The following is a 20,468-nucleotide window of genomic DNA, read 5'->3' on the forward strand; positions in this document are numbered from 1 at the left end:
ACAAGTAGAAACTCTAGCGTAACGAATGCGCGGCATGCGCGAAACCAGTGACAAGGAGGATTTCATGACCAAGCTCGTCCCCAGCCTGCTGCTCGGCGTTGCGCTCGTCGCCACCGCCGCCTGTTCGAAGAAGCCGCCGAAGGAACTGCCGCCCGCGCCGACCGAGACGCCGGCGCCGAGCCAGCCCTATGGCAATGGCGAGACCACGCAGGCGACGCCGCTCTCCGAGCAGTTCCGCCGTGAGGTGACGAGCGACACGATCCACTTCGCGCTCGACCAGTTCGACGTCGACCAGGTCGCTCGTCCGATCCTCGACAGCCAGGCCAAGTGGCTGGTCGCGCACCCGAACGTGCGCATCACCGTCGAAGGCCATTGCGACGAGCGCGGCACCCGCGAGTACAACCTCGCGCTGGGTGACCGCCGCGCCAACGCCGCGAAGAACTATCTGGCGGCGCAGGGCGTGTCGGCCGATCGCATCACCACGATCAGCTATGGCAAGGAACGCCCGATCGCGCTGGGTTCGGACGAAGCCGCCTGGGCGCAGAACCGCCGCGCGGTTACCATCGTCCTGAACTGACCAGCAGCACATCGCCAAGGGGATCGGCCGCCGGAGCAAGGGCTCCGGCGGCCTTTTTCGTACCCGCCGAATCCGCTTGTGAGGCCCTCTGATTCGATATAAATATGATATCATAATTCAGGAGGGAAAAATGACGGACGTACGGAGTACCGCACCCGCATTGCGCCAGAGCAGCGAGGCGATCGCGCATACCGCGAGCGGCTATGGCATGCTGCTGCTTGCGATGGCGGCGCTGGTCGCGGGCGGACTGGCGGGCACGCAGATCGACCGGCTGCCGGACTGGGTGGTCGTCCTCTGGATCGTCGTCGCGTCGTTCGTCGTCCTCTTCGTGCTGTGCGGCTTTTACCTGCTCCAGCCCAACCAGGCGGCGGCGATCCTGCTGTTCGGCGACTATCGCGGCACCGATCGCACCACCGGCCTGCGCTGGTCCTGGCCGTGGCTGATCAAGACCAAGGTCTCGGTGCGCGCCAACAACATGATCTCGGACAAGATCAAGGTGAACGATCTGCGCGGCAACCCGATCGAGATGGCGGCCCAGGTGGTCTGGCGGGTGACCGACACCGCGCAGGCGCTGTTCGACGTCGACGATTATAAGGCGTTCGTGAACGTCCAGATCGAGGCGGCGGTGCGCACCATCGGCTCGCGCTACCCCTATGACGATTTCGAGCACCAGGAAGTGACCCTGCGCGGCAACCACGACCAGGTCGGCGGCGAACTGCGCGCGGAGCTGATCGCGCGGCTGGCGGTGGCGGGCATCACCGTCGACGAATGCGGCTTCACCCATCTCGCCTATGCGCAGGAGATCGCGGGCGCGATGCTGCGGCGCCAGCAGGCCCAGGCGGTGGTCGCGGCGCGCAAGACGCTGGTCGAAGGCGCGGTGGGGATGGTCGAATTGGCGCTGGAGCAGCTCTCCGCCAAGAATGTCGTCGAGCTGGACGACGAGCGCCGCGCCGCGATGGTCTCCAACCTGATGGTGGTGCTGTGCGGCGAGCGCGACACCCAGCCGGTGGTGAATGCCGGTTCGCTTTACCAGTAAGGCCGTGGCGTGAGCGTCCCCCCGCAGAAAAAGGCCTTCCCGCTCCGCCTCGATCCGGCGCTCTACGCCGCGATCGAGCGGAGCGCGGCGACCGACCTGCGCAGCGTCAACGCGCAGGTGGAGTGCCTGCTGCGCGAGGCGCTGGCACGGCGCGGGGTGAAGCTGGCCGATCCGGTGCGGCCGAAGCGCGGGCGACCGCCCAAGGATGCACGAGGAGACATGGAATGACCGATAATCGGCTGCGTGCGGGCTTCTGGTTCAAGCCCAAGGCGTTCGGCTATGGCGCGACGCCGGCAACCTGGCAGGGTTGGCTCGTCGTGGTGCTGTTCGTCCTGCTGGTGGGGGTGATCCTGCACCTCGCGATGCCGCGCCATCCGTTGTTCCTCGCGCTGCTCGCGCCCCTGGCGCTGGGACTGGTCTGGATCAGCTGGGCCAAGACCGACGGCGACTGGCGCTGGCGGTCCTGAGCGCTAGGCAGCGACGGCGAAGGCGGGTCCTTCGCCGTCGTCGTTGGCGGCCGGGCGGGCCGCCCGCCGGGTCCGCCGCGCACGCGGCAGGCGGCGGGCGAAGCGCGCCGTGACCCAATGGCGCAGTCCCCGCACCCGCGGCGCCGTAAATACCGTCACCGTCGTGAGCGCGACATCGACCAGCGTGCCGATCTCGAACATGCTCGCCCAGGCAATGGCCTCGGGCGCCATCATGCCGAAGACGACGGCGCCTTCGGTTTCCATCACCCACACGATCGCGATGGCGGCGGCCACGAAGCCGAGCACCAGCACCACCTCGCCGCGCGACCAGCGATTGCACCAGCGGGCAGGGGCCTCCACCAATATGCGCCGCAGCGTGCGGCCAATGGGTGTGCCGTCGGCCACCAGCAGGCCCAGCCAGAGCAGCAGCAGCGTCCCTTGAATCATCGCAACGTCCCCCTTCGTTTGCGGTGACTTGGGGATCGGTGGCGGGATTGCCAGACGGGCGCGCCGAAAATCGCTTTCTACCGTTCGCTGTTCCGCTTATGTACCCGTCATGCTGCTGCTTGACCGCACCTCGCCGCTGACGTCGATCGCCCAGACAGGGGAGGACCGCCGATGATCGCCCATCTTCGCGGTGCGCTCGCCGCCAGCGGCGCCGACCATGCGGTGATCGACGTGAACGGCGTCGGCTATCTGGTCGGCGCCTCGGCCAAGACGCTCGACAAGCTCGGGGCGGTGGGCGAGCACGTCACCATCCATACCGAAATGCTGGTCAGCGAGGATTCGATCCGGCTGATGGGCTTCGCCACCGCCGACGAGCGCGACTGGTTCAAGCTGCTCACCAGCGTGCAGGGCGTAGGCGCGAAGGTGGCGCTCGCGATCCTATCCATCCTCGCGCCCGAGGAGCTGCGCACCGCGGTCGCCCGCGCCGATGCCGCGACCATCGCCCGTTCGAACGGCGTGGGGCCGAAGCTTGCCCAGCGCATCGTCAACGAGCTGAAGGACAAGGTGGGCGGCCTCGCGCTGGGCGGCGTGGGCGCGACGGCTGCCCCCAGCGGCGGGGCTGCGGCGGATGCGGTGTCGGCGATGCTGAACCTGGGCTTCAAGCCTGCGGAAGCCAGCGCGGCGGTGAATGCAGCCAGCGACGACCTGGGGCCCGCCGCAACGCTGGACGCGCTGGTGCGGCTCGCGCTGCGCAAGGCGGCGAAGTAATAGGCTATTCTGCGCCCGTCCTGTCCGGGCGACGATCTGTGTTGGAAGTTTGAAGCGCCATGGACATCGAAGTCTCCGCCGAGGCCAAGGACAAGCGTCTCAACCGTCGCGTCGCCATCACCGTGGTGGTGCTGTCGGTCGCGACCGGCCTGTGCAACATCAAGGACGGCAACATCGTCCAGGCGATGGAGCAGGCACAGTCGAGCTCGGTCGATCTCTGGAACGAATATCAGGCGACCAAGACCAAGCAGCATCTCGCGGAAACCAGCCGCGCCCAGATCGCCGCCGTGGCCAGCGATCCGGCCAAGGTCGCGCCGATCCTGAAGGGGCTGGACGCCGACATCGCCAAGTACAAGGTGGAGGCGCCGAAGCTCGCCGATCAGGCGAAGGCGCAGGCGGCGCTGTACGACGCGCTCAACATCCATGACGACCAGTTCGACGCCAGCGACGCGGCAATCGCCACCGCCATTTCGATCGCGGCGGTATCGGCGCTGGCCGAGACGAGCTGGTTGCTGATCGTCGCCTGGGTGTTCGGCGCGTTCGGCCTGTTCATGGGACTGTGCGGCTTCGCCGGCTGGGGTTTTCACCCGGACGTGCTGAGCACGCTGCTGGGATGAGGCTGTCCCCCCGTCTCGATTCTCCCGGTACAGGGAAGAGGCTAGAAGTGCAGCGGCGTCGCCAGGTGCCGCCCGGCGAAATGCGCGTCGAGATTGGCCAGCACCAGCGCGGCCATGGCGGCGCGCGTCTCTGCCGTGGCGCTGCCCTGGTGCGGCGCGAGCACCACCTGCTCCATGCCGCGGAATGCCGCCGGCACCTGGGGTTCGTCGGCGAACACGTCCAGCCCGGCACCGGCGATCGTGCCGGCCTGCAGCGCCGCGATCAGCGCCGGCTCGTCGACCAGGCTGCCGCGCGCGACGTTCACCAAGACGCCGTCCGCGCCGAGCCTTTTAAGTATGTCGGCATCGACGATCTTCTCGGTGGCTGCGCCGCCGGGCGCCGCCAGGATCAGCACGTCGCTCTCTTCCGCCAAGGCGGCGATGTCGGGCAGGTAGCGCCAGGCGACCGGCTTCGCGGCGCGGGCGGTGTAGAGCAGTTCGCCGGCGAAGGGGGCGGCGCGCGCGGCAATGGCGGTGCCGATCTTGCCCAGCCCGAAAATGCCGATGCGGCGCCCGCTCGCGCGCCTGCCCAGCGGCGTCTTCCAGCCGCCGCCGCGCACCAGCGCATCGTTGGCGGCGATGCGGCGATAGACCGCCAGCATCAGGCCGATGGCAAGGTCGGCGACATCCTCGGTCAGCACATCGGGCGTCGTCGTCACGCGCACGCCGCGCGCCCGCAGCGCGTCAAGGTCCAGCCCGTCATAGCCGACGCCGTTGATCGCCACGATCTCCAGTGCCGGGAGCCGATCGAGCATGGCCGCGTCGAGCCGCAGCTGTCCGCCGCCGACGATTGCACGCGTGGTGGCGGGCGGATTCTTGTCGTGAACGGTGAATCGTTCTTCGAGCGCCAAGCGCAGGCTCGGCGACGTGGGTGTCGCAAGATACAGATCGGGCATGGCGATCTGATGCGCCTGTCGGGCGCCGCTGGCCAGCCGCAAACGACCGGGCACCTGCAATGAGCGTGGCTGTCGATCCCGTCATCGTGCATCTGCGCGACCGCATCCGCGACGAGAGCGGCGCGGTGACGCAGGACTATAACTATCTCGTCTACGATTTCGGGGACGACAGGATTGCCCGCACCTATCTCGACACCTCCCAGCGCGTTGCCGTGATGCGGCAGGGGCCGGTGCCGGAGGCGATGCTGGCCTATCTTCGCGCGCGGTTCGACGTCATCGACCAACTCGGCCCCACGGGGTATCAAACCATCTGGACTGCATGACCGACACCGATCGCCTCCTCACCGCCGGCCGCCGCGCCGAAGACGTCGATGCCGCGCTGCGGCCGAAATCGCTGGACGAGTTCGTCGGGCAGAAGGCGGCGCGCGAGAATCTGCGCGTGTTCATCGATGCCGCCAGGGCGCGCGGCGATGCGCTGGACCATGTGCTGTTCTTCGGCCCCCCCGGCCTCGGCAAGACGACGCTGGCCCAGATCATCGCGCGCGAGATGGGGGTGGGGTTCCGCTCCACCTCGGGCCCGGTGATCGTCAAGTCGGGCGATCTGGCGGCGCTGCTCACCAACCTCGAGGACGGCGATGTGTTGTTCATCGATGAGATCCACCGCCTCAATCCGGCGGTGGAAGAAGTGCTGTATCCGGCGATGGAGGACCGCGCGCTCGACCTGATGATCGGCGAGGGGCCTTCGGCGCGCAGCGTCCGGATCGATCTGCCGCGCTTCACGCTGGTCGGCGCGACGACGCGGCAGGGGCTGCTGACGACGCCGCTGCGGGATCGGTTCGGCATTCCGGTACGGCTGCAATTCTACACGGTGGACGAGCTGGAGCGGGTAGTGACGCGCGCCGCCGGGCTGCTCGGGCTGGACATCGCCGCCGATGGCGCGCGCGAAGTGGCGCGGCGCTCGCGGGGGACGCCGCGCATCGCCGGGCGGCTGCTGCGCCGCGTGCGCGATTTCGCCAATGTGTTCGGCGAGGCAGTGGTGCACGCCAAGGTGGCCGATGCGGCGCTCAACCGGCTGGAAGTCGACGGGCTCGGCCTCGACGCGATGGACCGGCGCTACCTGATGATGATCGCCGACGTGTATCGTGGCGGTCCGGTGGGGGTGGAGACGCTCGCCGCCGGTCTCAGCGAGCCCCGCGACACCGTCGAGGAAGTGATCGAGCCCTATCTCATCCAGCTCGGCCTGATCGCGCGGACGGCGCGCGGGCGGTGCCTGAACGGGCCGGGGTGGAAGCATCTCGGACTCAACCCGCCCGCGGGATCGCAGGACGGGCTGTTCGATTGAGGTTTGCCCGTATCCTCCCCCGCCAGGGGGAGGTGGGCCGCGTAGCAGCTCGGAGGGGGAGGAAGCACGACGATGGTTGGTCGCTGACCTCCCCCTCCGTCGCCTTCGGCGCCACCTCCCCCTGGCGGGGGAGGATAGGCTCTACTTCACCCGCCGTGCTCGAAGCCTAGACGTTCAGGCAGCGCCAGCGGTACGCCGCCATCGTGGAGCGTCAGGCCTGCGCCCTCGCTGAACGCACCTAAGCACGTCGCCGCCACCGGCAGCGGTCCCGGCGGCGCGGCGAACAGCAGCTCGTAATCGTCCCCCGCGGTCGCGGCGGCGAGGCGCGCCTCGCGATCCCCGCCGCGCACCGCCTGATAGTCCGCCGACAGCGGCACGGCGGCGAGGTCGATCGTCACCGCGAGCCCGCTGGCCTCGGCCATGCGGGCGGCGTCGATCAGCAGCCCATCGGACACGTCCATCATCGCATGCACGCCGGAGGCGAGCGCCTGTCCCTCTTCCAGCCGAGGCGTGGGGCGACGATAGCGCGAGAGCAGAGTCGCCGGACCCTCGCCCGCCATCGCCACCGCCAGCCCCGCGCCGCCATCGCCGATCGTCCCGGTCACGTAGAGCAGGTCGCCCGCCTGCGCGCCGCTTCGCGCCGGGGCATAGGGCGAGCGGCCGAGCGCCGTCAGGGAAAGCGTGCGCGGAACGCCGGCGGGTGCCTTGACCGTATCGCCGCCGATCAGCGGGCAGGCGAACGCCGCCAGCGCTTCCTCCAGCCCCGCCAGAAAGGCGCCGTCCCAGGCGTCGTCCCCCGCCAGCGGATAGCCGAGCAGCACGCCCTCCGGCACCGCGCCCTTGGCCGCGAGATCGGACAGGTTCACCGCCACCAGCTTCCAGGCGACATCTTCCGCCGGATCGTCCGGCAGATAATGAACCCCTTCCACCAGCACGTCATGGGTGACGACGAGGTCGCCGAGCACGGCGGTATCGTCGCGCAGCCCGCGCGCCCCGGGGTGGAGCGGCAGGTGGCGCAGATAGGCGAGGAACGCCGCTTCGTTCATCCCGCCCGGCACGGGGCAGGCGCGCGCATCAACCGCGCGCGTCCTTGGCGATCGCGTCGAGAATGCCGTTCACGAAGCCCTTTTCGCGGCGATCGTAAAAGGCATCGGTGACGTCGAGATATTCGCTGATCACCGCAGCGGTCGGCACATCGGCGCGCGCCAGTAGCTCATAGGTGCCGGCGCGCAGGATCTGGCGCATCGGCTTGTCCAGCCGCTCCAGCGTCCAGCCGGTGCTCAGCTTCCCCGCGATGATGCCGTCGATCTCCTCGCGGCGCGCATCGGCGCCGCTGACGATGTCGTCGAAAAAGGCGATGTCGGCGTCGGCATATTCGACGTCCTCGATGATCGCGCCGAGCCGGTGCTGGTGGAACTCGTGCAGCAGGGCGGGGATGGAGGTGCCCTCCATCTCGCGCTGGTACAGCGCCTGGACGGCACCGAGGCGCGCGGCGGCGCGGGCCTTGGAACGGGATCGTGCTTGCGGACTGGCCATATTCTTACTCTATCACTTTAGGCGGATCGCTACCGACTTCGCGTGCGCGGGCAGGCCTTCGGCTTCTGCAAGCGCCACGGCGGCGGGGCCGATCGCGGCGAGCCCGGACGGATCCAGGCTCAGGAACGAGGTACGCTTCATGAAATCGAGCACCGAAAGGCCCGACGCGAAGCGCGCGCGCCGCCCGGTGGGCAGCACATGGTTGGGGCCGGCGACATAATCGCCGACGGCTTCGGGCGTATAGCGGCCGAGGAACACCGAGCCCGCATGGCGGACCATGTCGAACAGCGCCTCGGCATCGTCGCAGGCGAGTTCGAGATGCTCGGGCGCGAGGCGATCGACCAGCGGCATCGCGGTGGGCAGGTCCGGCACGAGGATGATCGCGCCGTTCGCGTCCCAGCTGGTGCGCGCGGTGGCGCCGGTGGCGAGCGTCGCGATCTGCGCGTCGACGGCCGCCGCGACCTTGTCGGCAAAGGCCGCGTCATCGGTGAACAGGATCGACTGGCTGGTGGGATCATGCTCGGCCTGGCTGAGCAGGTCGGCGGCGATCCAGTCGGGATCGTTCCTGCCGTCCGCCACGACGACGATCTCGGACGGACCTGCGACCATGTCGATGCCGACCACGCCGTAAAGCTGGCGCTTGGCCTCGGCCACCCAGGCATTGCCCGGGCCGGTGACGACGTCGACCGGGGCGATCGTCTCGGTACCATAGGCGAGCGCGGCCACCGCCTGTGCGCCGCCGACCCGGTACAGTTCGTCGACACCCGCGACATGCGCGGCGGCGAGGACCAGCGGGTTCACTTCGCCGTTGGGCGTCGGCGTCACCATCACCAGCCGGCGCACGCCCGCCGCCTTGGCGGGGATGGCGTTCATCAGCACCGAGCTGGGATAGGCGGCGCGGCCGCCGGGGACATAGACGCCCGCCGCATCGACCGGCGTCCAGCGCGCGCCCAGGCGGATGCCCTGCGCGTCGGTCTCGTCGCGATCTTCGGGCCGCTGCTTGGAATGGTACACCGCGATCCGCTCGGCGGCGAGTTCGAGGGCATCGCGCAGCTCAGGGGTGAGCCCCTCATAGGCGGCGAGGCAGTCGGCGCGGTCGATCGTCCAGCCGGAGCGGTCGAGATCATGCTTGTCGAACAGCCGGGTGAGGTCGCGCAGCGCGACATCGCCTTCGTCGCGGACGCGCTTGATGATGTGGGTGACGTTGCGCGCGACATCGTCGTCGGCCTCGCGACGGGCATTCACCAGCGCGGTGAAGTAGTCGGCGAAACCGGCGTCGGTGGAGTCGAGGCGGATCATGCCACGGCCTTTCGGAAGCCGTCGACCAGCGGCACGACTTCGCTGGCGCGCGTCTTGAACGCAGCGCGGTTGACGATCAGGCGGCTGGTCACCTCGGCGATGACCTCCACCTCCACCAGTCCGTTCTCCTTCAGCGTACGACCGGAGGAGACGAGGTCGACGATCCGCGGGGCCAGGCCCAGCACCGGCGCCAGCTCCATCGCGCCGTTGAGCTTGACGCACTCGGCCTGCACGCCGCGCGCTTCGAAATGGGCGCGGGTGATGTGGGGATATTTGGTCGCGACGCGGACATGGCTCCAGCCGCGCGGATCGTCCTGCTCGGCCAGCGCTACCGGCTCGGCGACCGAGATGCGGCAATGGCCGATGCCGAGGTCCACCGGCGCGTAGAGCTCCGAATAGTCGAATTCGGCGAGCACGTCCGAACCGACGATGCCGAGATGCGCGGCGCCATGCGCGACGAAGGTGGCGACGTCGAACGCACGCACCCGGATCAGGTCGATCGCGGGATTGTTGGTCGCGAAGCGCAGCGCGCGCGAGTTCTTATCGGAAAAGGCCGCTTCGGGCACGATGCCGACCGCCGCCAGCAACGGCAGCGCCTCTTCGAGAATCCGGCCTTTCGGCACGGCAAGGATCAACGGCTCGGTCATGGGTGCGGGGGCTTTACTTGGGGGGCGCCATGGGCGCAACAGGCGCCAAAGGGAGATGCGCATGGCAAGCGAAGCCGAGAACCGCAAGAGTTTTGCCATCCAGGCGGACTATTGCGCGGCGATGGACGCGCCGATCACCGCGCGCATCTGTACCGCGCTGGGGCAGGGGATCACCCGCGCGAGCGAAACCGGCCGGCGGGTGCTCGACTGGCCGGGGGAGCCGGTGGGGGATGCGCTGGTACTCCGCCTCGTCGGCGGCCTGCACGCGCTGCACCGGCGGGGGGTGCCCGAACTGCGGCGCGTATTCACCGGCGACGAAGCCGATATCGGCCGGATCGGGGCGACACTCGACGCGCTACTCTGTGCCTATGATCTGCCGCTGATGCCGTGGCTCTACGGCCCGCCCCAGACCAACGAGGCGGCGCGTTCGGCCGGGCTGATGGCCGGTATCCTGCATCTGGCCCAGCGCTACGGGCCGCGCTTCGAGGTTCTGGAGATCGGTTCCAGCGGAGGGCTCAACCTGATGCTCGGGCGCTATCGTTTCGATCTCGGCGGTGTCGCGGTGGGTCCGGGCGACTCGCCGCTGACGCTGCGTCCCGAATGGCGGGGGGCGCCGCCGCCCGCCGCTGACGTGGAGATCCTCTCGGCAAGCGGTGTCGACATCGCTCCGCTCGACCTGACCGACGATCGCGATGCCGATCGACTCCAGGCATATTGCTGGGTCGACGCACTTGAGCGCCAGGCGCGGCTGGAGACCTGCATCGGCATGCTGCGCGCCAACCCCGTTGCGCTCGAGCGCGGTGACGCAGCGGCATGGCTGGAGGCGCGGCTTGCGGAACCGCAACCGGCAGGTGTTACCCGCGTGCTGACGCACTCGGTGGTATGGCAGTATCTGTCCGAGGCCGGCCAGCAGCGGATCGCCGATGCGATGCTGAAGGCCGGCGCGCGGGCCACGGCCGAGAGGCCGCTCGGCTGGGTGATGATGGAACCGAACCGCGACCAGCATCGCCATGAGGTGCGCGTGCGTGCATGGCCGGGCGACACGCCGATGGAACTGGTCGCGCACACCCACGCCCATGGCGCCTGGGTGGAAGGGCTGGCACCGCCTTATGAAACGCGCCCTTATGTGATGCGGGCCTATTGAGCGCCCCGGCGCTCCAGCCATTCCAGCAAGGCGGCGGTCACTTCCTCGGGCTTCTCCCAGGGAATGAAATGACCGCCGTCACGAACCTGCACCAGCGTATAGTCGGGGATGAGCGTTTCGAGCCCGTCGAGCAGGCAGGGCAGCAGGCCGCGATCGCGCATGCCCCAGATCACCAGCGTCGGCTGGGGCTGAAGCGGGAAAGGCCCATCCACCCAGGCCGGCCGCGCGGGGGTCTCGCCGATGGCAGGCACCACAATCTGGGTCGCTCGGTACCAGTTCAGCATCGCGGTGAGCGCGCCGGGCTGGCTCCATTGCTCCAGATAGATCGCCTTTTCCTCGGGCGGCACGATGACCTGAAGATGCTCGCCGAACAGCGACAGGAGGAATTGCTCCAGCCCGCTCTTGTCCGGCGCGCGATCGAGTTCGGTCTCGCGAAAGAAGCGGATATACTGGCTCGCGCGCCGCTGGCCGGGATCGTCGAACAGCTTGCGCTGGAAAATCTGCGGGTGCGGCGCGTTGAGAATTGCCAGCCTTGCGACGCGCTTGGGCTCGCGCAGTGCTGCCATCCAGGCGATCGCGCCACCCCAGTCGTGTCCCACCAGTGCGAAGCGATCGAGGTGGAGCGCATCGGCCAGCGCAAACACGTCCGCGGCAACCCGGTCGGCGGCATAGGCTTCGACGCCGTCGGGCTTGGATGAATTCGCATAGCCGCGCTGATCGGGCGCGATCACGAAATAACGGTCCGCCAGCGCCGGAATCTGGTTCCGCCAGGTGCGATGGGATTCGGGGAATCCATGCAACAGCATCACCGGCGGGTTCGCAGGATCCCCCGCCAGCGCGACGTTGAGCGTAACGCCGGTCGCCAGCGGCAGCGTCGTCTCTCGCATTCCGGTCACGCGGCTCTCCCTGTACCCGCCGGGCACCGCCTCCGTGCCGTGCGACGTTTGCCCCGGTCCTAGATGCGCCGGTTGTGCAAACGCCGCAAGTGGCGGAAAATTAGGGGTAACTCACCGTCTTAGGAACCTCCGGGATGGGGATGAATTCCTTGTCGTCATTCGGGACCTTGGGGAAGGCGCCGGCTTTCCAGTCTTCCTTCGCCTGGTTGATTCGGTCGCGGCTGGAGCTGACGAAATTCCACCAGACATGGCGCGGAGTCTTGAACGCCTCGCCGCCGCAGAACATCACCCGCGCGCCCCGTTCGGAACGCAGCGTCGCCCGCACGCCCGGGCGCAGCAGGTACAGCGTCGTCGGCACCAGCGGCATGCCGTCCAGGCTTGCATCGCCGCTTGCCACATAGAGCGCGCGCTCGTCGGCCGCGGCGTCGATCGGGATGCTTGCGCCGCCATCCAGGGCGATGTCGCCATAGATGGTCTGGGCATAGGTGGTGGTGGGCGCCTTGGCGCCCCACAGCTCGCCCATAATTACCCGTGCACGGGCGCCATGCGCCTCGACGATCGGCAGGTCGTCCGCGCCGACATGCTCGAACGCAGGATCCATTTCCTCCACCGCGTCGGGCAGCGCGAGCCAGGTCTGAATGCCGGAAAGCTCCGGGCCTTTCTCCCGTTCGGCGGAAGGCGAGCGTTCGGAATGGACGATGCCGCGCCCGGCGGTCATCAGATTCACCGCGCCGGGCTGGATGGTAAGATCGGTACCCAGCGAATCGCGATGGTCGAGCGCGCCCGCGAACAGATAGGTTACCGTAGCGAGGTTGATGTGCGGGTGCGGGCGCACGTCGATGCCGGTGCCGGCGTCGAGAATCGCCGGGCCCATCTGGTCGAAGAAGATGAACGGCCCCACCATCGTGCGCGGCCGCGAGGGGAGGGTGCGATGCACCTTGAAGCCGCCCAGGTCGTGCGTGGTCGGCTCGATCGTCTGGATCACCAGGTCGTCGCGCATCGTTCGTCTCCGTGTTTGCTGGGGGCGGAATAGCGGTTCGCGCCGCGGGAGCCCAGCCAAACCAGCGGATAGGATCGTCAACGCACCGTTTCCGAGCGGATCGGTACAGACTGTTACAACTCGAACGTTGTAATTGCGAATCGTTCGCGTTATCGCGTCGGCTCGACTCTAGCCGAGATTCCCGAAAGCCCGATGCACGCCCCGTCTCCGCCCATTGCTCCGCGCAAGCGCAGCCGCAAGAGCTTCTGGCTCAAGCAACTGCATAGCTGGCACTGGATGAGCTCGGCGATCAGCCTGATCGGGCTGCTGCTGTTCGCGGTCACGGGCTTCACGCTCAACCATGCCGCCGACATCGAGGGGGCGCCGCAGACGGTGGATCGATCGGCGCAGCTCCCGGCCGCGCTGTTGCCGCTGGTGAAGCCCGACGACAAGCCGGATGCCAAGCACCCGCTGCCCGCACCGGTCGCGGGGTGGGTGGGCAACGCCCTCAAGATGCCGGCGGACGGTGTCGCCGAATGGTCGGCCGACGAGATCTATCTCGCCCAGCCGCGCCCCGGCGGCGACGGCTGGATCGCCATCGAACGCGCCACCGGCAAGGTGACCGGCGAGCGCAGCTCGCGCGGCTGGATCGCCTATCTGAACGATCTCCATAAAGGGCGAAACGCCGGCCCCGCGTGGAAATGGTTCATCGACGTCTTCGCCTTTGCCTGCCTGGTCTTCACGTTGACCGGCCTGGTGCTGCTCTGGATGCATTCGAAGCATCGCAAGAGCACCTGGCCGCTGGTCGCGGCCGGCCTCGCCATTCCTGCGCTGATCGCGCTGTTCCTGATTCACTAAAGGGGGTTTCATGCAGTTTCGCCTGACCGGACTCACCACTGCCGCGCTTGGCGCCGGCGCGCTGCTGCCGACCATGGCGGCGGCGCAGACCATGGACCTGTCGATCGAGCTGCCGCGCATCCGCGTGGCCGAATATCACAAGCCCTATGTGGCGGTATGGCTGGAGAAGGAAGGGCAGACGCCCCGTACGCTCTCCGTCTGGTACGATGTCGACAAGCGCGGCGGCGAGGGGACCAAATGGCTGCACGAGGTGCGGCAGTGGTGGCGCGCCTCGGGCCGGGCGATGAGCTTCCCCGCCGACGGCATCAGCGGCGCCACCCGCGCGCCGGGCGTGCAGAAGCAGCGCCTGGTCGCCGGCAAAGGTGGCATGCCCGCGCTCACGCCGGGCCAGTATATGCTGGTGGTGGAGGCCGCGCGCGAAGTCGGCGGCCGTGAGGTCGTGCGTCTGCCCTTCGCCTGGAACGGCAGCAGCGCCACCGCCGCCGCCAAGGGCACGAGCGAGCTCGGCGCCGTTTCGTTCACGCTCAAGCGTTAACCGGGGGGATCTGTACCATGAAGTTCCGCAAGCCGCTTTTCGCCCTTGCCGCCGTTACTGCGCTTGCCGCGCCGGCTGCGATCGCCCACCGCATGTGGCTGCTGCCGTCGTCCACCGTGGTCTCGGGCACCGACAACTGGGTGACCGTCGACGCCGCGGTGTCGAACGACCTGTTCTATTTCGACCATCGCCCGCTGGGCGCGATACCGACGATCACCCAGCCCGACGGCACCGAGGGAAAGGCCGAGCACCACAATGTCGGCCAGTTCCGCGCGACCTTCGATGTGCATCTGACCCAGCAGGGCACCTATCGCATCGCGGTGGTCAACCAAGGCGTGTTCGGCCGCTACATGCTGAACGGCGAGACCAAGATGATCCCGCGCGGTACCACCAAGGCGCAGCTGGCGAGCGTGATTCCCGCTGGCGCAACCGATGTGCAGACGAGCGAGATGCTCGCCCGCAACGAGATCTTCGTGACGCAGGGCGCGCCGACCAGCACCGTGTTCAAGCCGAGCGGACAGGGCATCGAGTTCGTGCCGGTGACGCACCCGAACGATCTGGTCGCCAATGAGCCCGCCACCTTCCAGTTCCTGCTCGACGGCAAGCCTGCCCCGGGCCTGTACGTCACCACCATCCTCGGCGGCGGCCGCTATCGCAGCGCGCCCAAGCAGATGGAGCAGCGCACCGACGCTTCGGGCAAGGTGACGATTCAGTGGCCGGAAGCGGGCATGTACTGGATCAACGTGACTCCGACCGCACCACAGCCCGAGGGGGAGGGGCCGCGTCCGCAGGCACAGGGCGCGGGCGCGCGTCCGGCACAGGCTGGTCCGCAGAGCATGGGGGGCGTTCCCTCCGGGCGCCGCGTCAGCTACACGACCACGCTGGAGGTACTTGCACCCTGATCGCCGACGCTCGCATTGCCATTCCCGAGAGCCTTTCGCCGACGGCGTTCCGTCGGCGCCGGGATTCTGCGCCGGTCGCAACCTTCGGCGGTGCGACCATGGGCACGACCTGGCGCCTGGTCGTGGTGGATCCGCCCGAGGATGTCCGCGATTCGGTGCAGGCGGTGCTGATGCGAATGGTGGCGGAGTTCAGCCATTGGGAGCCGGGTTCGCGCGTCGGGCGGTTCAACCACGGCATGCTCGGCCATTGGCAGCCGCTCTCGCCGGAAGCGGTGCGCGTGCTGGCCGCCGCGTTCGCGGTCCATGCCGCGAGCGGCGGGGCCTTCGATCCTGCGGCCGGCGTCCTGGCCGATCTATGGGGCTTCGGCCCTGCCGGTCCGCGCGGCGATGTGCCCAGCGCCTATGCGATCGGCGAGGCGAAGATCATGTCCGGCGCGCGCCACCTGGAGTTTGATCGCGACCAGCGTCGCATCCGCCGCCGCGAGGCGGTGCAGATCGACCTTTCCGGCATCGCCAAGGGCTATGCGGTCGATGCCGTGGCGGAGGGGCTGCTGGCGCTGGGCATCGAGGATTTCCTGATCGAGATCGGGGGCGAATTGCGCGGCGAGGGTATCAAGCCCGATGGTCAACCCTGGTGGGTGGAGCTGGAGGCGGTGCCCGGCAGCACGCTTGCACCGGTGCGCGTGGCGCTGCACGGCCTGTCCGTCGCGACCTCGGGGGATTACCGCCGATTCTTCGAGCGGGACGGTCGCCGCTATGCCCACAGCATCGATCCCCGCACCGGCTGGCCGATCGACAACGATGTCGTCTCCGTCTCGGTGCTGCATCGCGAGGCGATGCTGGCCGACGCCTGGGCGACCGCGCTGACGGTGCTGGGCCCCGAGGGCATGGCGCTCGCCGAGCAGCAGGGGCTGGCGGCGCACATGGTGATGCGCGCGGGCGAGGCGCTCTCGGAGCGCATCTCTCCCGCGCTGCAGACGATGCTGGGCTGAGGCCGTCCGTCCGAGAATCGAAAGACCTCCGTCCGGATTCGCTTGCGCGTTGCAACAAAAGGCGTAGATTCGCGGCTGCATTCGGTGCTGCACAAGGAGCAGGGATCAACGACGTTTTGGCTTGAGCTGTAGGATTGTGGGATCGCCGGTCTTCCCGGCATCTGTTCCGCGATTTGGCTGTTGCTGTGTCGTCCTGCCTGCGCCACCGAGCCTTTTCGGCCGCGCATCCCGCCCGACCTCCACCTGACCATCGACCAACGGTCCGATCAGTTCGGCCGCGCGCATCCACGCGTGGGCGACATTGGGGTCGCCCCCGCCCGAATGTGGCGCGGGAGGACGCTTCTCCTCCATCTTCATGGACTTGAAAAATGGCATATCAACCGGGGAATTTCGGTGGTGGCTTTCTTCTGTTCCGGCTGCTGGGGCGCAGCTGGGTGTGGATCACGATTGCGGTGGCGGCTGCCATCTTCGGCCTGAGCAGCTTCGCGCGGGTCGAGCCGGGGCAGGTGGGCATCCGGGTGAACAACATCGCCGGCGGCGTTCGGCCGGAGTCGCTGCCGGTCGGCTGGTACGTGGCGCTGCCGGGCACGCATATCTACCAATATCCGGTGTTCACCCGCACCTATACCTGGACGGCGTCGCACACCGAGCAGAGCCCGATAGACGAGGCCTTCAGCTTCCAGGACAAGAACGGCCTGTCGCTTCGGGCAGACGTCGGCGTGTCCTACCATGTCGATCCGGCGCGCGCGTCGATCCTGTTCCAGCGCTACCGCACCGACATGGACGAGATCATCGCGGGGCCGCTGCGCAACGCGATCCGCAACGCGATCGTCGAGCGCGCGGCGCAGCTGGGGGTGGAGGAGATCTACGGCACCCACAAGGCCGAGCTGATCGCGACGGCCACGAAGCGGGTGCAGGCCTTCTTCGCGCCGGTGGGGCTGCAGGTCGAGCAGATCTACTGGGCGGGCAACATCGTCGTGCCAGAGGCGGTGCTCAACCAGATCAACGCCAAAATCGCCAACGAGCAGCAGGCGCTGGCAGCGAAGGCGAATGTCGAGACCGCCAAGGCCGATGCCGAGGCGCGCATCGCCAAGGCGGCCGGTGACGCCAAGGCGATCCAGGTCGAGGCGGAAGCGATCCGCACCAATCCGGAGATCGTGAACCTCCGGGCAGTGGAGAAATGGAACGGCCAGCTTCCCACCTATATGGGCGGCGCCGGCCCGATGCCCTTTCTGGGCGTGAAGTGAACCAAAGGACGCCGGCAGCGATGCCGGCGTTTCCTTGACATCTGCCCCATGCGGCGCATGTGGGAGGGATGGCGCAGGACAATCCTCTCGACCGGCTTCGCGACGTGCTCGCAGGCACTTCGCGCGCGCTTTCGGGCGCCGACGAACTCGAATTCGGCTTCACCGCCGATGCGCCGTTCCAGAGCGGCAAGACGATCAAGGTGCCGATGCCCTCGCGCACCCTGCCGCCCGAGCAGGTGGCCGAGGCGCGCGGCTTTGCCGACAGCTTCGCGCTGCGCATGCGCCACCATGACGCGACCCTCCACGGCCGCACCGCGCCGCGCGAGCCGGTCGCGCGCGCCGTGTACGACGCGATCGAAGCCGCGCGCGTCGAGGCGCTGGGCTCGCGCGGCTATGCGGGTATCGCCGACAATCTGGAGCAGGCGCTGGCGATGCGGCTGCGCTCTGACCCCATCGGCCGCGCCCGCACCCGCGACGAGGTGCCGCTGTCGACGGCGCTCGGGCTGATGGTGCGCGAGCGGCTGACCGGCCGCGAGTCGCCGTCCAGCGCCGCGCTCGGCCTGGCGCTGGTGCGCGACTGGGTGGAGGAGAAGGCGGGCGCCGATCTCGACGCGCTTGCGATGGCGATCGACGACCAGAACGCCTTTGCCGCGCTCGCCGCCAAGCTGCTGCAGGATCTCGAACTGACCGAAGGCGAGATGGTCCCCGACGAGGCGGATGAAGGCGGCGGCGAGGACGAAGGCCAGGAAGAGCAGCAGGAGCAGGGCGAAGAGGAAAGCGAGTCCGAGCAGCAGCAGGGCGAGGGCCAGACCGAGGCGCGTGGCGAGCAGCGCGAGTCCGAACAGGGCGAGGACGGCGAGCAGGACCAGCAGTCCGAAGGCATGGACGATGGCGACGGCGAGCCGGGCGACGATGGCGACGAGGGCATGATGCCCGTACGCCCCAACCGGCCGTGGAGCGATCTTCCGCCGAGCTTTGAATATCGCGCCTATACGACCCAGTTCGACGAGGTCGTCGCCGCCACCGACCTGTGCGACACCGACGAACTGGAGCGGCTGCGCTCCTATCTCGACCAGCAGCTCGTGCATCTGCAGGGCGCGGTGACCAAGCTTGCCAACCGCTTGCAGCGCCGGCTGATGGCGCAGCAGAGCCGCAGCTGGGACTTCGACCAGGACGAGGGGCTGCTCGATGCCGCGCGGCTCGCCCGCGTGGTGGTGAACCCGATGCAGTCGCTCAGCTACAAGATCGAGCGCGACACCGAGTTCAAGGACACGGTGGTGACGCTGCTGATCGACAATTCGGGCTCGATGCGCGGCCGGCCGATTTCGATCGCGGCGATCAGCGCGGACATCCTCGCCCGCACGCTGGAGCGCGTCGGCGTGAAGACCGAAGTGCTCGGCTTCACCACCCGTGCCTGGAAGGGCGGCCAGTCGCGCGAGAAGTGGCTGGGCGAGGGGCGCATCGCGCAGCCGGGCCGGCTCAACGACCTGCGCCATATCGTCTACAAGCAGGCCGACGAGCCGTGGCGCCGCGCCAAGAAGTCGCTCGGGCTGATGATGCGCGAGGGGCTGCTGAAGGAGAATATCGACGGTGAGGCGCTGCTGTGGGCGCACAGCCGGCTGATCGCGCGGCCCGAGGATCGCAAGATCCTGATGGTAATCTCGGACGGCGCACCGGTCGACGACTCGACGCTGTCGGTAAACTCGGGCTCCTATCTGGAGCGCCACCTGCGCCAGGTGATCGGTTGGATCGAGGCGCGCTCGCCGGTGGAACTGGCCGCGATCGGCATCGGCCACGACGTGACCCGCTATTACAGCCGTGCGGTGACGATCATGGATGCCGAGCAACTCGCTGGCACGATGGTCGAACAGCTGGCGGCGCTGTTCGACACCGAGTGACGCGGTGGCGCTGGACATCATCGCCCCGCCGGGAGGCTTTTACGGGCCGGTGAAGCGCTCCATCACCATCGCGGGGCATCCCACTTCGATCAGTCTCGAGCCGATCTTCTGGGCGGCGCTGGAGGCGGCGGCGGTGGAGGCCGCGCTGCCGCTGAGCGCGCTGGTCGCGGCAATTGACCATGCGCGGATCAGCGCGGAGGATCCGCCGAACCTGGCGAGCGCGATACGGACCTGGCTGATGGCGACAACGCGACGTTAGCGTATTCTCCCCCGGCAGGGGGAGTGGCCCGCATGAGCGGGTCGGAGGGGGAGGATGCCAGAACCTCTCGGCCGTCGTGCGTCCTCCCCCGCCGTCGCCTGCGGCGCCATCTCCCCCTGACGGGGAGGACAGGGGCGACCCTACGCCCCCGGCTTGATCCAGTCGTGCATCGTCATCCAGCGGACGAACTCGTCGAACCAGCCGGTGCTCGTCGTCTTCTTCGGATACATGCCGAAGCCGTGGCCGCCCTGTTCGAAGAGGTGGAACTCCACCGGGCGCTTGGCCGCGCGCCAGCTGTCGATCAGGCCGAAGCCGGTATTGCCGAACAGGGGATCATCGGCGGCGAGCGCCACGAACAGCGGCGGGGCGTCGCCCGGGACCTGGAAGGTAGTGAGCGGGCCGTAGATCGTGCCGATAAAGGCGGGCTTGGCGTCCTGACCATCGAGCGCGGTCGCCAGCGTAAGCATCGCGCCCGCCGAGAAGCCGACCATGCCGATCTTGTCCGGCTGGAGGTGCCATTCGTCGGCGCGCTTGCGCACCAGCGCGAAGGCTGCGCGCGCGTCGGTCACCTGGGTGGCGATACCCGCCATCATCGCCTTGGGATCGGCGCCGCGCGGTGGACCCCCGCCACCGCCGGCAAAGCGCGCCTTCATGGCGGCCTCATAGGCGGCAAGATCCTGCGGGGTCTGGTTGAGCCGGTACTTCAGGACGAAGGCGGCGACGCCGTGCGCGGCGAGTGCCTTGGCAACGTCCCAGCCTTCATTCTGCATCGAGAGCGAGGTGAAGCCGCCGCCGGGCGCGACGATCACTGCGGTGCCGTTCGCCTTGGCGGGATCCGGCAGGAACGGCGTGAGCGTCGCCACCGTCACGTTGCGGGCGAACACGCTGCCATATTGGCTGTGCCAGCTCTCGCTTGCCTTGGCGCCGGGCAGGGGACCGGTGCCTAGTTCGATTGCCATGGGCTGCGCAGGCGTGGCGATCGCCTCCATCTTGTCCTTCTGTGCCAGCGCTGGAACGCCGGTTATCGCTGCGGCACCAAGTACCGCCGCGATCCGAAGTACTGCCCAGCCGGCACGCTGCCTCGTCG

The 20,468-nt window shown here is 68.4% G+C and carries 25 protein-coding genes; 16 read left to right on the top strand and 9 right to left on the bottom strand.

The features are described from left to right. Positions 1-64 precede the first annotated feature (64 nt). The 4 genes from pal to A7X12_RS07160 all read left to right on the top strand — a co-directional run bounded on the left by pal (position 65) and on the right by A7X12_RS07160 (position 2,080). Complete coding sequence (pal, locus tag A7X12_RS07145; protein WP_064311055.1) at positions 65-577, top strand: peptidoglycan-associated lipoprotein Pal; 513 nt, start codon at positions 65-67, stop codon at positions 575-577. A gap of 130 nt (positions 578-707) precedes the next feature. Next, complete coding sequence (locus A7X12_RS07150; protein WP_064310973.1) at positions 708-1,613, top strand: SPFH domain-containing protein; 906 nt, start codon at positions 708-710, stop codon at positions 1,611-1,613. Positions 1,614-1,622: 9 nt separating this feature from the next. Further along, positions 1,623-1,841, top strand: coding sequence for a hypothetical protein (locus A7X12_RS07155; protein WP_064310974.1), 219 nt, complete (start codon positions 1,623-1,625; stop codon positions 1,839-1,841). Beyond that, positions 1,838-2,080, top strand: coding sequence for a hypothetical protein (locus A7X12_RS07160; protein WP_064310975.1), 243 nt, complete (start codon positions 1,838-1,840; stop codon positions 2,078-2,080). Before A7X12_RS07155 ends, A7X12_RS07160 begins: the two co-directional genes overlap by 4 nt. Positions 2,081-2,083: 3 nt before the next feature. Here A7X12_RS07160 and A7X12_RS07165 read toward each other — a convergent pair whose 3' ends face one another. Further along, positions 2,084-2,527, bottom strand: a complete 444-nt coding sequence (locus A7X12_RS07165) for a hypothetical protein (protein ID WP_064310976.1) — start codon at positions 2,525-2,527, stop codon at positions 2,084-2,086. A gap of 171 nt (positions 2,528-2,698) precedes the next feature. Here A7X12_RS07165 and ruvA point away from each other — a divergent pair, with 171 nt between their 5' ends. Together ruvA and A7X12_RS07175 are read left to right on the top strand one after the other, a co-directional pair. Further along, complete coding sequence (gene ruvA / locus A7X12_RS07170) at positions 2,699-3,295, top strand: Holliday junction branch migration protein RuvA (RefSeq protein WP_064310977.1); 597 nt, start codon at positions 2,699-2,701, stop codon at positions 3,293-3,295. A 59-nt stretch (positions 3,296-3,354) separates the two neighbouring features. Then, positions 3,355-3,912, top strand: a complete 558-nt coding sequence (locus A7X12_RS07175; RefSeq protein WP_064310978.1) for a DUF4337 domain-containing protein — start codon at positions 3,355-3,357, stop codon at positions 3,910-3,912. A gap of 41 nt (positions 3,913-3,953) precedes the next feature. On the opposite strand, the gene A7X12_RS07180 is transcribed toward A7X12_RS07175, so the two are convergent. Next, positions 3,954-4,847, bottom strand: a complete 894-nt coding sequence (locus A7X12_RS07180; RefSeq protein ID WP_064311056.1) for a 2-hydroxyacid dehydrogenase — start codon at positions 4,845-4,847, stop codon at positions 3,954-3,956. A 59-nt stretch (positions 4,848-4,906) separates the two neighbouring features. Here A7X12_RS07180 and A7X12_RS07185 point away from each other — a divergent pair, with 59 nt between their 5' ends. Both A7X12_RS07185 and ruvB read left to right on the top strand, forming a co-directional pair. Next, positions 4,907-5,170 (top strand): hypothetical protein, encoded by a 264-nt coding sequence (locus tag A7X12_RS07185; RefSeq protein WP_064310979.1) that lies wholly within the window; start codon positions 4,907-4,909, stop codon positions 5,168-5,170. After that, a complete protein-coding gene (gene ruvB, locus A7X12_RS07190) occupies positions 5,167-6,189 on the top strand; it encodes a Holliday junction branch migration DNA helicase RuvB (RefSeq protein ID WP_064310980.1) in 1,023 nt (340 codons plus the stop codon). The genes A7X12_RS07185 and ruvB overlap by 4 nt, the downstream gene beginning before the upstream one ends. A gap of 146 nt (positions 6,190-6,335) precedes the next feature. On the opposite strand, the gene thiL is transcribed toward ruvB, so the two are convergent. Genes thiL through hisG form a run of 4 tightly spaced genes read right to left on the bottom strand, consistent with a single transcriptional unit; the run spans position 6,336 to position 9,671 of the window. Beyond that, positions 6,336-7,235 (bottom strand): thiamine-phosphate kinase, encoded by a 900-nt coding sequence (gene thiL, locus A7X12_RS07195; protein WP_064310981.1) that lies wholly within the window; start codon positions 7,233-7,235, stop codon positions 6,336-6,338. A gap of 28 nt (positions 7,236-7,263) precedes the next feature. After that, positions 7,264-7,725, bottom strand: a complete 462-nt coding sequence (nusB, locus tag A7X12_RS07200) for a transcription antitermination factor NusB (protein WP_064310982.1) — start codon at positions 7,723-7,725, stop codon at positions 7,264-7,266. 12 nt (positions 7,726-7,737) lie between these two features. After that, positions 7,738-9,024 carry a histidinol dehydrogenase gene (hisD, locus tag A7X12_RS07205; RefSeq protein ID WP_064310983.1) on the bottom strand — a complete coding sequence of 429 codons (1,287 nt, stop codon included), beginning with the start codon at positions 9,022-9,024 and terminating at the stop codon, positions 7,738-7,740. Further along, on the bottom strand, positions 9,021-9,671 hold the full coding sequence (gene hisG / locus A7X12_RS07210; protein ID WP_064310984.1) for an ATP phosphoribosyltransferase: 651 nt from the start codon (positions 9,669-9,671) through the stop codon (positions 9,021-9,023). The genes hisD and hisG overlap by 4 nt, the downstream gene beginning before the upstream one ends. Positions 9,672-9,732: 61 nt before the next feature. Here hisG and A7X12_RS07215 point away from each other — a divergent pair, with 61 nt between their 5' ends. Then, complete coding sequence (locus A7X12_RS07215) at positions 9,733-10,815, top strand: DUF2332 domain-containing protein (RefSeq protein WP_064311057.1); 1,083 nt, start codon at positions 9,733-9,735, stop codon at positions 10,813-10,815. Here A7X12_RS07215 and A7X12_RS07220 read toward each other — a convergent pair. Next, positions 10,809-11,711, bottom strand: coding sequence for an alpha/beta fold hydrolase (locus tag A7X12_RS07220; RefSeq protein ID WP_064310985.1), 903 nt, complete (start codon positions 11,709-11,711; stop codon positions 10,809-10,811). The two genes, A7X12_RS07215 and A7X12_RS07220, sit on opposite strands and share 7 nt — an antisense overlap. Positions 11,712-11,811: 100 nt before the next feature. Next, positions 11,812-12,711 carry a pirin family protein gene (locus A7X12_RS07225; protein ID WP_064310986.1) on the bottom strand — a complete coding sequence of 300 codons (900 nt, stop codon included), beginning with the start codon at positions 12,709-12,711 and terminating at the stop codon, positions 11,812-11,814. A gap of 192 nt (positions 12,712-12,903) precedes the next feature. Here A7X12_RS07225 and A7X12_RS07230 point away from each other — a divergent pair, with 192 nt between their 5' ends. The 7 genes from A7X12_RS07230 (at position 12,904) to A7X12_RS07260 (ending at position 19,381) form a co-directional block, all read left to right on the top strand. Beyond that, a complete protein-coding gene (locus tag A7X12_RS07230) occupies positions 12,904-13,548 on the top strand; it encodes a PepSY-associated TM helix domain-containing protein (protein WP_064310987.1) in 645 nt (214 codons plus the stop codon). Between the two features lie 10 nt (positions 13,549-13,558). Next, on the top strand, positions 13,559-14,083 hold the full coding sequence (locus tag A7X12_RS07235) for a DUF2271 domain-containing protein (protein ID WP_064310988.1): 525 nt from the start codon (positions 13,559-13,561) through the stop codon (positions 14,081-14,083). Positions 14,084-14,100: 17 nt separating this feature from the next. Continuing rightward, positions 14,101-14,985, top strand: coding sequence for a DUF4198 domain-containing protein (locus A7X12_RS07240; RefSeq protein WP_064310989.1), 885 nt, complete (start codon positions 14,101-14,103; stop codon positions 14,983-14,985). A gap of 98 nt (positions 14,986-15,083) precedes the next feature. Next, positions 15,084-15,977: an FAD:protein FMN transferase gene (locus A7X12_RS07245; RefSeq protein ID WP_064310990.1), complete on the top strand. Its 894-nt coding sequence runs from the start codon at positions 15,084-15,086 to the stop codon at positions 15,975-15,977. A 368-nt stretch (positions 15,978-16,345) separates the two neighbouring features. Next, entirely contained in the window at positions 16,346-17,224 is an 879-nt protein-coding gene (locus A7X12_RS07250; protein ID WP_198161945.1) for a prohibitin family protein, read from the top strand. A 68-nt stretch (positions 17,225-17,292) separates the two neighbouring features. Beyond that, positions 17,293-19,122, top strand: a complete 1,830-nt coding sequence (cobT, locus tag A7X12_RS07255) for a cobaltochelatase subunit CobT (RefSeq protein WP_064310991.1) — start codon at positions 17,293-17,295, stop codon at positions 19,120-19,122. 4 nt (positions 19,123-19,126) lie between these two features. Beyond that, on the top strand, positions 19,127-19,381 hold the full coding sequence (locus A7X12_RS07260; protein ID WP_232318396.1) for a ribbon-helix-helix domain-containing protein: 255 nt from the start codon (positions 19,127-19,129) through the stop codon (positions 19,379-19,381). Positions 19,382-19,521: 140 nt separating this feature from the next. Here A7X12_RS07260 and A7X12_RS07265 read toward each other — a convergent pair whose 3' ends face one another. Next, positions 19,522-20,433 carry an alpha/beta hydrolase gene (locus A7X12_RS07265; protein ID WP_064311060.1) on the bottom strand — a complete coding sequence of 304 codons (912 nt, stop codon included), beginning with the start codon at positions 20,431-20,433 and terminating at the stop codon, positions 19,522-19,524. Positions 20,434-20,468 lie beyond the last annotated feature (35 nt).

Source organism: Sphingomonas sp. TDK1 (assembly GCF_001650735.1).
Lineage (GTDB): Bacteria > Pseudomonadota > Alphaproteobacteria > Sphingomonadales > Sphingomonadaceae > Sphingomonas.